Origin of the sequence: Anoxybacillus pushchinoensis (assembly GCF_900111795.1) — a bacterium.
Classification (GTDB): domain Bacteria; phylum Bacillota; class Bacilli; order Bacillales; family Anoxybacillaceae; genus Anoxybacillus; species Anoxybacillus pushchinoensis.
In genome coordinates this window covers 1-14,089 of record NZ_FOJQ01000009.1, presented here as the reverse complement: position 1 = coordinate 14,089, position 14,089 = coordinate 1, and the positions used below count along the sequence as shown (strand labels likewise).

General features: G+C 39.6%; 12 protein-coding genes and 3 pseudogenes. 7 read left to right on the top strand and 8 right to left on the bottom strand.

Translation table 11 applies throughout. The annotated features are described in order from the left end of the window. Nucleotides 1–520 precede the first annotated feature (520 nt). From BM213_RS04075 to BM213_RS14625, 4 genes are all read left to right on the top strand, one after another. The gene (locus tag BM213_RS04075; protein WP_091701180.1) at nucleotides 521–1,414 is read left to right on the top strand and encodes a hypothetical protein; all 894 of its coding nucleotides are present in this window, start codon (nucleotides 521–523) and stop codon (nucleotides 1,412–1,414) included. A 176-nt stretch (nucleotides 1,415–1,590) separates the two neighbouring features. Continuing rightward, a complete protein-coding gene (gene mobV, locus BM213_RS04070; RefSeq protein WP_244149185.1) occupies nucleotides 1,591–3,177 on the top strand; it encodes a MobV family relaxase in 1,587 nt (528 codons plus the stop codon). 320 nt (nucleotides 3,178–3,497) lie between these two features. After that, nucleotides 3,498–4,493, top strand: a complete 996-nt coding sequence (locus BM213_RS04065; protein WP_425265912.1) for a protein rep — start codon at nucleotides 3,498–3,500, stop codon at nucleotides 4,491–4,493. A gap of 4 nt (nucleotides 4,494–4,497) precedes the next feature. Beyond that, nucleotides 4,498–4,650 (top strand): hypothetical protein, encoded by a 153-nt coding sequence (locus BM213_RS14625; RefSeq protein WP_167357368.1) that lies wholly within the window; start codon nucleotides 4,498–4,500, stop codon nucleotides 4,648–4,650. A 30-nt stretch (nucleotides 4,651–4,680) separates the two neighbouring features. On the opposite strand, the gene BM213_RS04060 is transcribed toward BM213_RS14625, so the two are convergent. Next, the gene (locus BM213_RS04060; protein WP_425265911.1) at nucleotides 4,681–5,166 is read right to left on the bottom strand and encodes a DUF3967 domain-containing protein; all 486 of its coding nucleotides are present in this window, start codon (nucleotides 5,164–5,166) and stop codon (nucleotides 4,681–4,683) included. Nucleotides 5,167–5,287: 121 nt separating this feature from the next. On the opposite strand from BM213_RS04060, the gene BM213_RS04055 reads away from it, so the two are divergent. Beyond that, nucleotides 5,288–5,482, top strand: a complete 195-nt coding sequence (locus BM213_RS04055) for a hypothetical protein (protein ID WP_003397195.1) — start codon at nucleotides 5,288–5,290, stop codon at nucleotides 5,480–5,482. A 245-nt stretch (nucleotides 5,483–5,727) separates the two neighbouring features. Here BM213_RS04055 and BM213_RS04050 read toward each other — a convergent pair whose 3' ends face one another. From BM213_RS04050 to csaA, 4 genes and pseudogenes are all read right to left on the bottom strand, one after another. Then, entirely contained in the window at nucleotides 5,728–6,210 is a 483-nt protein-coding gene (locus BM213_RS04050) for a hypothetical protein (protein ID WP_032101746.1), read from the bottom strand. A gap of 66 nt (nucleotides 6,211–6,276) precedes the next feature. After that, on the bottom strand, nucleotides 6,277–7,467 hold the full coding sequence (locus tag BM213_RS04045; protein WP_091701178.1) for a DNA polymerase IV: 1,191 nt from the start codon (nucleotides 7,465–7,467) through the stop codon (nucleotides 6,277–6,279). A gap of 13 nt (nucleotides 7,468–7,480) precedes the next feature. Further along, entirely contained in the window at nucleotides 7,481–8,650 is a 1,170-nt protein-coding gene (gene chrA, locus BM213_RS04040; protein ID WP_077428383.1) for a chromate efflux transporter, read from the bottom strand. Nucleotides 8,651–8,799: 149 nt separating this feature from the next. After that, nucleotides 8,800–9,128, bottom strand: a pseudogene (csaA, locus tag BM213_RS04035) (chaperone CsaA). 129 nt (nucleotides 9,129–9,257) lie between these two features. Between csaA and BM213_RS04030 the strand changes: the two are divergent. Next, nucleotides 9,258–11,342: a DNA topoisomerase III gene (locus tag BM213_RS04030; protein WP_091701175.1), complete on the top strand. Its 2,085-nt coding sequence runs from the start codon at nucleotides 9,258–9,260 to the stop codon at nucleotides 11,340–11,342. 23 nt (nucleotides 11,343–11,365) lie between these two features. Here BM213_RS04030 and BM213_RS04025 read toward each other — a convergent pair. The 3 genes and pseudogenes from BM213_RS04025 to BM213_RS04015 form a co-directional block, all read right to left on the bottom strand. Further along, nucleotides 11,366–12,190, bottom strand: a pseudogene (locus tag BM213_RS04025) (FAD-dependent oxidoreductase); the annotation flags it as partial. A gap of 541 nt (nucleotides 12,191–12,731) precedes the next feature. Then, a complete protein-coding gene (locus BM213_RS04020; protein ID WP_032101750.1) occupies nucleotides 12,732–13,115 on the bottom strand; it encodes a hypothetical protein in 384 nt (127 codons plus the stop codon). A gap of 99 nt (nucleotides 13,116–13,214) precedes the next feature. After that, nucleotides 13,215–13,832, bottom strand: a complete 618-nt coding sequence (locus tag BM213_RS04015) for a phosphodiester glycosidase family protein (protein ID WP_208601860.1) — start codon at nucleotides 13,830–13,832, stop codon at nucleotides 13,215–13,217. A 93-nt stretch (nucleotides 13,833–13,925) separates the two neighbouring features. Here BM213_RS04015 and BM213_RS14435 point away from each other — a divergent pair. Further along, nucleotides 13,926–14,089, top strand: a pseudogene (locus BM213_RS14435) (IS701 family transposase); the annotation flags it as partial.

Here is a 14,089-nt window from a genome sequence, read left to right as displayed (position 1 = left end):
TATAATTTATGTTAATCACAAAAAATGTTAACAATAAATTTTTTTATAAAAAGATTTAGTTTAAACCCTTACGTAACCGCTTTCTTACTAGCGGTGCTTTTTGATGGTGTTACACGAATTGTCAGTTTCTCTGAAGTCTGGGAGCTCTCTCAGGATTGTTTTATTTACAAAAATCATGAAAAAAGTTTACAATGTTGTAACAGGTTCGATATTCATTATAATACAGGTTTACATTATAATAATGAGTGAAATGGATATAAGGAATTATGGAAGGAGGGATATCTTGAAATATATAAGTCTTTTTTTATTGTTATTTTTTATTGTCGCATTCATTGTCTATATCGTTTCTTTGATTGCACCTAATTTATTAATGATTATGGTTTATGCAGCTATAGTGTTACTTATATTTATTATCATCTATCTGATCAGGGTATATTTCTTTAAAAAATAAAGGGATTATCAGGAAAGCCTTGAATATAGTGCTTGAAGGGACAAATATTTTGAAGTGGAGGTTTTATCTTTGTTTAAGAAAATGTTTGTATTAGTACCGTTGCTTTTGTTGTTTGGGTTATTTAATTCAGCTTCTTTGTCTTTTGCGGAAGAAGTAGACAAAGAGGACAATGTTGTAAAGGCCAAAAATTATATTGAAAATAACGTAACTGAATTGAATGATATTCTATCATCATTGGAAAAGAGACAAGGTGATTTGGATTTGCAAGAAATTCAGGCTGTTATTGATAATTATTATTCAAAAAACCCTGTGCCTAAAGAGTTAGTAGATGATAAGACTTTAACAATTGATGATGTTTTTCCAGTAGAAAAGAATGAGAATTCTGTTCAACAAGAAGAAGCTGTTTTGGATTTTGAAGAATTGATTACTGAAGCTAAAGAAGATTTGGCTGAAGGAGATTCCATTTATGAGTTTTCCAATGAAAATGGGGTAGTAACAGTATACGTTTCAAAAACTGGTGAAGTTATGCTTTTAGATCGTATTGCTGTTCCTACTTTAAATCTAGAAAAAAATAATCAAGTGATGGCTGCAGCTGCTTGGAAAACAACAAGAACTGAAAGAACCACGGGAATTGCTTATAATGCCTTTGGATTTAAAATGTTTACAATTTGGGCGGAAGGAAATTTTGAATACAATGGAACTAGTGCAAGACATGCCAATGCTGATGGGAATGTACAAAGACATTTTTGGGGTTCTACTTTAGTAATGGAAAATAGAGCTATTGGAAAAAAACGAACTGTAACAGTAGGAAGCTATAAATATCCGGAAGTATATACACGTGTTTATTTTGAAGCTTCGTTTGGTATAAGATGGGCAGGCGTTACAATGACATCAGCTACAGTTGAGGCATATGTTGGTGGATCTCAAACTGGAAGCGTGTACGGTGGAACTAAAAAACTATAAAAAAAAGAGTAGCACTTGCTACTCTTTTTTGTTCTCTCCATATCCCAATTTTCAGGGTATGGAATTTATGCATGGCGGTTGTCAATGTCTTGGAGCGGTAGCGGAGCGAGGGCGGTTTTCCCGAGTGAGCATAAGGAGCGGAAAGGCGTTGACAACCTCACTGCACCCGAACCCTCTTGGCACTGAAACAAACCCACGTTTGTTTCTGCCTACCGGCGAGGGAGCCCCCTCAAAAAAGTGAGGGGGTTGGGGGAGTTTTTTTGAAGGGGTCAAGGGGGAATTTCTCCCTTGTGGGTTTGGGCAAAGCCCAAGGTCTTTTCTTTTCGGGTCGCTCAAGCGAGCAGTCGGCGCAAGCCGAAAAGCTCTCGGCAGAGACCGCACCAAAAGTATTTTGGTATAGCGGGTTATACCAGATTTGTTCTGGCTCGCTCGCCATGTTATCCTTTAAGCAAGAAATGAGGTGCTGCCACGTGGCTCACGTGAAAAAATTTACGAGAGAAAATATGAAAGGCTTATCCATACATTTAGATCGAAAAACAGAAAATCACAGCAATAAAGAAATTGATATTGAGCGTTCACATTTGAATTATGATTTGTGTGAAAAAGAAGGGGATACACTTTCGAGATTGCAAAACCGACTGGACGAAGTGTATTGCATGAAACGAAAAGATGTAAAAGCATGTTGTGAATGGGTTGTTACATTGCCAAAGGAGCTAGAAGAAAAAAGTCCTGAAGAACAACGGCAATTTTTTGAGAAAACGTATGCATTTTTAGCTGCACGTTATGGTAAAGAAAATGTCGTGTCAGCGAATGTCCATGTAGACGAAACGACTCCGCATATACACTTTGATTTTGTGCCAGTCGTTTGGGACGAAAAAAAACAACGTGAGAAAGTTTCAGCGAAAGAAGTTTTGACACGTAATGAATTAAAAAGTTTTCATCAAGACTTAGATAATTTTTTAAAAAAGGAAATTCCCGAAATTTATCAAGAAGGCATTTTAAATGGCCAAACGATTGGCATTGAAGATATTAAAGATTTTAAAAAATATGCAGATGACATAAAGCAACAAAAAAATGACATGACGGTGGAGCTTGAAGAAGTGGAACAAGCATTGCGTACGGCTAAAATAAATATCAGGGAATTAGAAAATAAAAAAGAGCTGCTGAAGCTGAATGTTTCTTCTAAAAAGGACGAGATGAGAAAATTAAGCGAAATTGTCCCGGATGAATTAAAAATTAAAGCAAAGAAAGAAAAGAAAACGGTAGTTGAAGATAAACTCGTAACGTTTGGTAAACCGAAAACGATAGAAAAAGAAACAGGGAATTTAGTTATTACTCGTGAGGAATATCAAAAAATGCGTCAGATTGTGAATGCTGCAAGCACAATAAAAAAAGATTATGACCGATTGCAACGTACAGATTTGGTTCAAGAAAATAAAGCTTTGCGCCAGCAAGTTAATCGAGTAAATCATGAAAAGAATGAGTTACAACGAGATAATGACCATTTTCGTACTCAATTGCGGACTGCAAGTTTTGAAATCAGTAATCTTGAAGGGCGTATACTCGATTTAAAGGACGAGATAGCCAATATCTATCAGAGTACCAAGGCGTTCCTAAAAGAGCATACAGGAAGCGTACAAGCGTTTAAAAGCACGTTAAAGGAGTTTGTAAGCAAAGTGAAGGATCGACTTCCTGGGGGCGAATTTGAGAAGGCTCACAGGCGAGAAATGAATAAAGAGCGCAATCGAGGATTGGAGCGATAAAAAAAGACACCTGAGAAGGTGTCTTTGCTTTTGGTTTTAGGTTTTGAACTTTGGGGTTGAGCGTAGCGAAAACCCCTTATTTTTCGGAACGAAAAATACGTTCTTTCTTATCTTGATACTTATAGAAATAACGTCATTTTTATTTTAATACTTATAGAAATAACGTCATTTTTATTTTACGTTAGAATTTGTGCCTTGAACCCTTGATAGTACTGGGTTTTTGGTGTGAAAAAAATGTTGGAAATGGTTGAATAAAAAAACCCCGTCTGTTAAAGTTGTAGTTACGACACAAACAACATATCAGAAGGGGAGTTTTGCTATTGCATTTGTACAATGATAATAACATAGACCATAATCAAGAATCAATACTTATCGACAAAACAAAAAAGGGGAATGAACGCCCATGGCGAGAAAAGAAGTTGGCCAATGTCGAGTATTATGAGTTGCTGCACATCTTAGATTTTAAAAAAACGGAGCGAGTGAAAGCTTGTGCGGAAGTTTTAGAATATAAAGTGGACAAGCAAACCTTAGAGAAAAATTTGTTTAAAGTGTGGTTTTGTAAATCACCCCTTTGTCCAATGTGCAACTGGAGGAAAACAATGAAACATGGCATTCAGTCGCAAAAAATTATTGCAGAAGTGATGAAACAAAAACCAAAATGTCGTTGGTTATTTCTCACGCTGTCTGTAAAAAATGTGTATGACGGTGCAGATTTAGACCAGAGCTTAAAAGATATGGCGCAAGGTTTTCGTAGATTAATGCAGTACAAAAAAATTAAGCAAAATCTCATTGGTTTTATGCGGGCAACCGAAGTGACGGTAAATGATACCGATAATTCGTACAATCAGCATATGCACGTTTTATTATGCGTTGAGCCAATGTATTTCAAAAACACTGAAAATTATGTCACACAAAAACAATGGATTGCCTTTTGGAAGAAAGCGATGAAATTAGATTACGATCCAGTGGCGCATATTCAAATTGTGCGACCGAAAAATAAACATAAGTCTGATATTGAATCAGCAGTTGCAGAAACGGTAAAGTATCCTGTCAAAGATACCGATTACCGTACCAGTGACCGAGAGAAAAATTTGCAGCGTGTGGCAGATTTAGAACAAGGTTTATATAAAAAGCGCTTAATTTCCTACGGCGGATTGCTGAAAGAAATTCATAAAGAATTAAATTTGGATAATGTCGAAGATGGCGACTTGGTACACGTTGATGATGAGGAAAAAGAAATTAACGAAAATGCGTATAGCGTTGTCGCATATTGGAATTGGGAACGTGCAAATTATTTCGTAAAAAATCAGGGGTGACAGTATGAAAGCAGTTATTGATTATAAAGAACTTGAAAGCTTTTTAGCGTATCTGGAAGATAAAACAGAGGACGTTTATGAGCGCGAAGTCCACCAAGCGATTGAACGATTTTTGAAAGAACAAGTGACAAGGATTAGCGGTGACATAATCAAATAAAAAAGGGGTGGCGATTGCTACCCTTTTTTACTACTCCCAAAACTTCCACCACTTTTTTTGTTGAGTGGCTGCAATTTGTTTTTTTACTTCTTGTGATTCTCTTAAAGCAATCATCAAGTTTTCGTCTCTTTGGGCTTGTCTTTTTTCTTGTGCTTCAAGTCGTTCTAATATTTGCTGATTAAATTCGTGTTGAGCTTTTATAAACTCTAATAAAATGTTCTCACCTTGTAGCGAAATATCGGGTTGCGATATGGATAAACTTGAACGATATAAAGTTGCTACGTGTTTAACGGATTCATCGAGAGATTTCCCCATTGTTTTCATGTTGCATAGATATTCTAAAAATCTAACATCATCTTTTCTATAATGTCTCCAACCTTTTTCATCTTTGTTAAAAGAATATCCTTCTACTTCAAGCATTTGAGAGTATTTTCTAACGGTGACAGGTTCTATTAAAAGTCGCTTTGCAACATCTTTACTGGAATATGTTTTTGTATCGCTATTCAAATCGATCACCTCGATGAAAATATTCGCTATGATTCTCAAAAATGCCTTCTTGAATGATTATCGAAACTATTATTCAATGTAAATAGGTGGTACAGTTTGTCCAAAATTAATTTCATTTAGGAGGTTCTATATGAAACAGTATATTTTTACTTTTAGCACACATCACCAACAACCAATTGTTTGGGAAGAAGCAATTATTGCTAACGGAATGATGGATGCGTGTGTAAAAGCAAAGAAGCTATGTCGTCAATATGAGCACGAAAAACAAATTCCAATCCGCGTTCAATACAAAGGTGTCCGCTATTATAGCGAAGATATTGCCTAGTTGCTATGAATGAAGTGAGAAAGGACGGATTGTGTGGTGTATAGCATAATTATAAAACGCAGCTGCTTGTATTTTATAACGGATCAACAGCTGCGTTTTATATTTTTTCTGTCTCAAAATAAAAAGTTTACTTATATATTGAGATTAAAATTATTTTACTTCCTATAATTTATGTTATGTAAACTAATAATAAAAACGAAAAACAAGGCAGTCGCTATTTATTACTGCCCTCTTAGGTTTTTTAGTTACACAATCTCGCTTATAACACATCCGGCAAGCTTATTCGCTATTTTACTGTTGCGAAATAACCAGTTTATTAAATGAGGCTCAGTGTTAAAAATTTCAACACTTACCTTCCCCTCAACAAATAGTAGAGCAAAGCGGACGCCAATTTTAATTAAAGAACCGTCAGAACCTTCAACGAAAAGAACGGTTTCGGAATAATGATAATCATCTAGATTACTTCCGAATTTCTTTTCATAATAATCAATGTTTTCACTTCGGTTCGGTCCAGCAATTTCCTTTAGAATTTGGTAGAAATCTTTAATGTTTTCCTTGAAAATTTCTGGATAAAGCGATCCATAAATTTTATTTCCATGGATAGTTAGTTGGAACAAACTTAAATCTAATCGTTTTGTTAAAAGCTGTTCCCATTCAGCTTGAGTTAAAGTCTTTTCTGATTCAGCCACAAATTCACTAATAATCCCTAAGCTATAATATGTACCCACAAATGCCTCCCATTTTTATTATTTTGCAATCGATTGTTTGAAAGTTAGTTTATTACTATAGATGTCTTAATTTTGTTGCTCCCCCTTTTTTTCTACCAAGGCGGCACCTTTTTGAATTGCTGTGCCACCGAATTTTTTTCGGAGTTTCTCTACCGTTTTCCATAACGCTTCGGTTTTTGCTTCTTCTTCATAATGGAACAAATCAAGCTGTTTGACCGCTTCTTTGCGATCAAACACGTCTAATGCGGTAATGCCAAGCAAGCGGATAGGCTCGCCGTTCCAATGTTTTTTCAATAAATACGCCGCATAGCGAAAAATCTCTTCCGCTTCTTGAAATGGGTTGTCCCACGTTTTGCTGCGGGTGATCGTTTGGAAGTCGTGGTAGCGAATCGTCAACTGAACGGTTGCCGACACCACCCGCTTTTGTTTCATTCGTCGGCCGACAGACTCGGCTAATTGACGAAGGATATCCAAAAGAACCCGCTGCTCTGTGACATCGTACGGAAGAGTGATCGAATTGCCAATCGATTTCCGCTTTTCCCCTTCTTCTGGGTTGACAGAGCGATGATCGATCCCGTTTGCCCATTCTTTTAAACGAGAGCCATAAATTCCGAGAGTTTGTTGCAGAGCTATTTCGTTCGCTTTTGCTAAATCGCCAATCGTGGCAATCCCCATTGCATTCAGCTTTTTGGCGGTTTTCTCTCCTACTCCGTGCATCGTTTCTACCGTCAACGGCCATAGTACGTTCGGAACATCCCGTTTGCGTAAAACCGTGATGCCGAGCGGCTTTTTCATTTCACTTGCCATTTTCGCTAAAAATTTGTTCGGTGCAATACCGATACTGACAGGAATTTGAACCGTTTCAAGTAAATCTCGTTGGATATGTTCAGCCAATATAAGTGGATGTACCGATGCCATTTCTGTAACATCTAAATAGCCTTCATCGATAGAGGCTCGCTCAAGTAGCGGAGAAACGCGCTGTAAACGTTCAAACACTTGTTGACTGATTGCGCGGTAAAGCGAAAAGTTCGGTTTTCGCACAATAAGAGACGGGCACTTTTTCTTCGCTTCCCATAGCGGCATTGTCGTATAAATGCCAAGCTGCTTTGCGAGATAATTTGCTGCTAGCACAATCCCCCTTCGTTCTTTCGGATCGCCTGCAACAACAACAGGCTTCCCTTTTAACGACGGGTTATACGCCTCTTCGCAGCTAGCAAAAAACGAATTACAGTCGATATGAAAAATAATGCGTCCCATTTCGATTCCCCTTCTAGATAAACGCGCCAATGATAGCGGAGACGATAACAACAAGCAAAGGCGGACATTTCCAAATCGCTAGTAAACAAAACGCCGCTAATGCAAGGCAAAAATCCGCCGGGGTTTGAATGGCTTTTGTCCATACTGGATGATACAGCGCCGCAAGCAAAATGCCTACCACCGCCGCGTGAATGCCATGGAATGCCGCTTGAAACCGTGCATGCTGACGAATCCATTCCCAAAACGGAAGCGTCCCGATGACTAATAGAAAAGACGGGAGAAAAATCGCAATCGTTGCGACAATTGCCCCTTTCCATCCGAAGCTTACCATCCCTAAATATGTAGCAAACGTAAACAACGGTCCCGGTACTGCCTGCGCCATTCCGTATCCCGTTAAAAATTGTTCGTTTGTTACCCATCCTTTCGTCACTACTTGCGCTTGTAATAAAGGAAGTACTACATGTCCTCCACCAAAAACAAGCGCCCCTGCGCGATAAAAGCTGTCAAAAAGCGCGACAAGCGGAGAACTCGTCAATTGTGCGACAAGCGGAAGCAGCCCAAGCAGTATAAAAAATATAAGCAAAAAGCTCACTTTTTTTCCTGAAGAAATAGAAATCGACGAAACCGCTGTGGGCGAATGGCTCCGATACAAAAGGCTTCCTAACATCCCAGCAACAATAATGATAACAACTTGTCCTCCAGCGTTTGGAAACAAAAAAGACAAAATAGCCGCCGCAACAGCAATCGTCGCACGCGAACGATCGAAAGCAAACGCCCTTGCCATTCCCCATACGGCATGAGCAACCACCGCTACCGCTACGACGAGCAATCCATGCAGCCAATCGATAGCAATCCCTTTGGAAAAATAGGCAAACAATAAAAGAATCAATGCCGACGGAAGCGTAAATCCTATCCATGCCGCAATCGCCCCGAGCATCCCTGCTTGCAAAAATCCAATGCCAATCCCGACTTGACTGCTCGCCGGTCCAGGAAGTAGCTGACATAACGCAACTAAATCAGCATATGTTTTCTCATCCATCCATTGTTTCCTTTTCACATACTCTTCACGAAAATACCCTAAGTGAGCGACAGGCCCACCGAAAGAAACCAATCCTAACCGCGCCGCTGTTTTCCATACTTCCCAAATCGGGTGTTTCTGGACGATGTATTTTTCAGGATTCAAACTAGCCCCCCCCTTCTTAATAAACCTCAACAACTTTTAATAAATCGTTCCGACCACATTCCCTAACTATACAGCCCCCCTGTTTTTTGTACATAAAGATAATTACGAAGGTTGTCTCCTTCTTCTCGATGTTCTTGCTGGTGTAATAATTACCCCACCACCGTTCCGTTTTTCACAGGTGCGTCCGGTTGTAAAAGCATGACATCGTCTTCTTCCGGAATGCCGCCGAGGACCAATACTTCGGAGGACAAGCCGGCGATGCGCCGCGGCGGAAAATTGACGACGGCGACGACTTGCCGCCCGATTAACTGTTCCGGTTCGTAGCGCCGCGTAATTTGTGCGGAGGAGCGTTTCACGCCAAGTTCGCCAAAATCAATTTCTAATTTGATTGCCGGTTTGCGCGCTTCCGGAAACGGTTCTGCTTTTACAACTGTACCGATGCGAATCTCTAGTTTAAAAAATCTTCAATCGTTGCCATATACATCCCCACTTCATCCTATTTTTCCTATTTTATCACACTTCTTAACTCGTTTGAAATATGAAAGGTGCAAAACTCCCCCCTTTCCGCTATACTGAACAAGTAGTCTTGTGGCTAGGAGGAAAACGAATGAAATCACTAGTTCTTGCCGAAAAGCCGAGTGTGGCACGAGAAATTGCCCGCGTACTTGGCTGTCGGGAACAACATAAACATTACTTGGAAGGACCGAACTATATTGTCACATGGGCGCTTGGGCATTTAATTGAATTGAAGATGCCAGAGCATTATAACCCAGCATATAAAACGTGGCGGCTAGAAGATTTGCCGATTATTCCGGAAAAAACGGGACTGAACGTCATTCGACAAACGAGCCATCAGTTTCGCGCTATCGAAACACTAGCAAAACGCCCAGACATTAAAAACTGCATCATCGCCACCGACGCCGGACGGGAAGGCGAACTCGTTGCACGGTGGATTTTGCAAAAAATTCGTTGGAAAAAACCGTTCCTTCGCCTTTGGATTTCGTCCCAAACCGACCAAGCGATTCGCGATGGGTTTCAACATTTAAAACCGGGGAAACAGTTTGATCGGTTATATGAATCGGCGGTGTGCCGGGCAGAAGCGGATTGGTTGATTGGATTAAATGTGACGAGAGCGTTAACGACCAAATACAATGAACCGCTTTCCGCAGGCCGCGTCCAAACACCGACGCTTGCGATGATCATCGAGCGGGAAAAAGAAATTCAGTCGTTTCAACCGGTGCCATATTGGACGATTCATGCCAACGTCGGGTCTGTTCCTGCTGTTTGGGAGCGTAACGGGGAAAAACGAATTTTTTCGAAAGAACTAGCGGAACAGCTATATGAAACACTAAAAAACAAGCAAGCAACGGTTATTTCTGTTGAACGAAAAACAAAAAAAGAGCCGCAGCCGCTCCCTTACGACTTAACGGAACTGCAGCGGGACGCAAACAAACGATTTGGCTTTTCTGCGAAAAAAACGTTAAGCGTGCTACAACGGCTATATGAACAGCATAAACTCGTCACGTATCCGCGCACCGACTCGCGCTACTTAACGACCGATATGGAAAACACGATGCTTGAGCGGCTAGAGGCGATGAAATCTGGATACGGAGACGAAATGGCTTCGCTTTTAAAACATAAAGGGAAAGCGATGGCTCAGCGGGTATTTGATAATAAAAAAGTAACCGATCATCACGCGATTATCCCGACGGAAGAGCGGCTGGATGTCGGCAAGCTTTCTGCCGATGAACGAAAACTATATGATTTAATCGCTCGTCGCTTTTTAGCACTTTTCTATCCAGCGTGCGAATATGAAACCGTTCAAGCTGTTTTTGAAATCGACGGCGAAACGTTTATCGCACGCGAAACGCGAGTAGTGAACGCCGGGTTTCGATGCATTCTAGAAAAGCAAGAAGAGAAAATGACTTTCCCTATTTTTAAGAAAGGCCAAACGGTTTCTGTTAGGCTAGAGAAAAAAGAAACGCTAACAGAACCGCCTCTTCGCTGTTCCGAAGCCGACTTGTTGTCACAAATGGAAAAATACGGACTCGGTACGCCAGCGACGCGGGCTGACATTATTGAACGCCTTATCGAAACGGAAACGGTCGAGCGAAAAAACGGGCGGTTTTATCCGACACCGAAAGGAAAACAATTAATTGAACTCGTGAACGAGGAATTAAAATCGCCACAGTTGACCGCAAAGTGGGAAAAAGAATTAGAAGCAATTGCCCGCGGGAATGGTGATCCGAAAACGTTCCTCCAAAACATCCGCAAGCAAACAGATCGTCTAGTCGCAGAAATAAAACAGAGCGAGCGAACGTACCGCCCCCATAATTTAACTGGCTCGATGTGCCCAGAATGCGGGTCGTTTTTAAAAGAACGGGCAACAAAAGAAGGACGTCTGCTTGTATGCGCGAATATGGCCTGCCGATTCCGAAAACGAAAAGATCCAAAACTTTCGCATCGTCGCTGCCCACAATGCAAAAAACGGATGGAAATTCATGAAGGAAAAGCAGGTATCTACTTTCAATGCCGCCCTTGCAATGTTATTGAAAAAGCAGAAGAACAGAAAAAAGCAAAACTTGGCCAAAAAGAACGGGCACTACTGAGAAAATATAGTGCCGAGAATGATTCGTTTAGTACAAGCTTAGGAGATTTGTTAAAACAAGCGTTAGATAAGAAAAAAAACTAGAGCCGCTTCTGCATGGAAGTGGCTCATCCTGCGCAACAAGATAATTTTTCGACATCTTGGTCGAACGTTAACGCCGCTAGTTTTAATCCTTCTGCCATCGTTAAGTACGGCGCGAGCGTTTCGCGAAGGTCGTCTATCGTTAAGCCGAGTTTGACCGCGAGTGTCGCTGCATAAATGACTTCTCCCGCATGTTCTGCTACAATGTGGACTCCTAGCAATTTCCCTGTTTTTGCATCTGCCACTAGTTTAAAGACACCGATCGTTTCGTGATTGACAATTGCTCTCGGGACAGCTTCTAACGGCAAAACAGATGTTTTTACTTCGTATCCTTTTTCTTTTGCTTGCTGTTCCGTTAGTCCAACCGTTGCGACCGCCGGAGAACTAAATGTAACCGCTGGGATGGTGTCAAGCTGAGCTTTTTTATTTTGGGCACCAACGGCGTTTGCTGCGGCAATCGTTCCTTCGTATGCGGCGACATAAACAAATTGTGGGCCGAGTGTGACATCTCCCGCTGCGTAAATGCGCGGATTTGTCGTTTGTAAATAGTCATTAACAATAATTTCGCCACGCGAACCCGTTTTCACCCCAGCCGCTTCTAAACGTAACGCTGCAGTATTCGGTGTTCTCCCAGTGGCAATCAGCAATTCGTCCGCTTCGATCACCTGTTTTTTTCCATCGACTTCTATATATATTTTTTTGACGTTTCCGTCTTGTTCGACGCGTTCAAAGGACGCTCCTGTGAGGAGGTGGATGCCTTGAGTCGTGAGCGCTTTTGTCATCGCCTCTGAAACTTCTGGCTCATATGTTTTTAATAGTCGTTGGCTCCGTTGCATCAATGTGACTTCAGAACGGGGTCCTACCAACAAAAAGCGCAAAACATACGCTAAGCAAATTTCGACATAAAAAAAGCCGATTGTTCCTACGCTAAGGAATCATCGGCTTTATTACAGACTGAGGCAATATAATCTTTTTCAATAAGAGATCCTACCGACAAAACACAAATATTATACATTAAGGAATTTATTGAGACGAAAAATAGAGTAAAAAGTCACTTTTTGAATACTTGATAACGAGAAGGCATTAAAATTAATTAATCTTATTTGAATAACCTATGCCTTTTAATTCATTAGAACGCCTTAAGGCGTTCTTGTTGCATTCATGGCAACGATCTGTTGTAGAATTCGTGTAGGGAGACTCGATTTTAAGAATAATACGTTGTTCACATGTCCTTAATGTAAAAACCTTATCAAATCAAGGTTTTTTTAGTCCTAAGTATAGATAAATGCCGTTTGTCGGCAGGACCCTAGTTTTTTCCTAAAAAATCTGAACGTTTTTATAAAACAAAAAAGGACAACTCTAATCGGTCATCCTTCTCTGATATATATTTTGTTAAACACTTTTAGAATTCGACTGAAACAAAGATAGAACTGCAAATAGTGGGAAAATTAGATACAAAGACTTTAATTCAAAATTTTTTAATACCCAAATATCAACGCAACCTATTAAAATTAAACCTACAATATTAAATAAAACAAATGATATTAATTTATTATCAATTTTCTTAGTTATATAAATATTAATAGGTACTACAAAAGCAATAGTAAATAAATAGATTGTTAAAAAGATCATTGTAAACATCATTAGATTTTCAAACATCGTAAAGTGAAGTAACTCCGATTTCAAAGTTCCCTCAATGAATTGAACGCTTAACGTAGTAACTAAAGCTACTATTATCGGCAATAAAAGTATCATTACTTTATAACTTTTTTTCATTTAAGCTACCTCGATTAGTTTTTATAAACCAGTCTAGACTGGTTTATAAAAATAATTATAGAAAAAATTATATAAAATCTCAACCTTATACCCTTTCTATTAACCGAAATGGTCACTTCCATAGACACGAATCATATTTCCGATATAACGATTTTCAGTGTCGCAGCCATAATATTTAACAACTCCACCAACTGGAACACGCATTTTACTCGAACAAGAACCATCCAACACAATTGAATTTACAGGGTTAAATCCCATCTGTGTCATATGATTTTTAAGTACAGGAATATTTACATTTCTGTCATGGGTAACAATCATATAAGCTTTCCCTTTCGCATTATCCCACGCTAAAACAGTACGATTCAAAGCAACATAATAAGCTGTAGAACCCCAACTATCTAAATTATAATCATTCCCACCTATTACAGCTTTAACATAACCTGCTGGATAATTACCCAAAGCTTCATTTAAATTTTTTACATATCGATAGTCAGCTCTATATCGCCCATCCTGCCAATAAGAAATAAATGTTTTACGAGAAATCTGATTTGATGAAGTCCCATTGTATTGATATTGTTTTGTATCACCCTTCCAAAAGCTAATAGATTTCAATGATGTTGGAGGACTAGTGTAACTACCTTCAAAGAAACCACCATTAATACCAATATGCGGTACATCAATAAGTCGTTTACTGTAGATGAGCAAATTTACTAACATAAATTTACAACCAAACAAAAAAGAAGACATGAACCCGATTCCTTGGTTAGAATAGATGTGCCAACAAACCATTCACAAGGAGGTTCATGTCTCATGAATAGATTAGCACATCATCAAGGAATTCACAAGTTTTTCACGATGTTGGGGTTGGCCCTTTATTTCTCGAAACCTGTGATGAAGCATCTCGTTCATATCGTGGATGCGATGATTACAAAGGGCTTTTCGGGAACGCTGACCGATCTACATCATGGGAGTTT

Excerpts from the sequence above, each read along its gene's own strand:
- BM213_RS14625 (WP_167357368.1), top strand. The coding sequence starts at position 4,498 with ATGAAAGCAGTTATTGATTATAAAGAACTTGAAAGCTTTTTAGCGTAT.
- BM213_RS04055 (WP_003397195.1), top strand. The coding sequence starts at position 5,288 with ATGAAACAGTATATTTTTACTTTTAGCACACATCACCAACAACCAATT.
- BM213_RS04045 (WP_091701178.1), bottom strand. The coding sequence starts at position 7,467 with ATGGGACGCATTATTTTTCATATCGACTGTAATTCGTTTTTTGCTAGC.
- BM213_RS04030 (WP_091701175.1), top strand. The coding sequence starts at position 9,258 with ATGAAATCACTAGTTCTTGCCGAAAAGCCGAGTGTGGCACGAGAAATT.
- BM213_RS04020 (WP_032101750.1), bottom strand. The coding sequence starts at position 13,115 with ATGAAAAAAAGTTATAAAGTAATGATACTTTTATTGCCGATAATAGTA.
- BM213_RS04015 (WP_208601860.1), bottom strand. The coding sequence starts at position 13,832 with ATGTTAGTAAATTTGCTCATCTACAGTAAACGACTTATTGATGTACCG.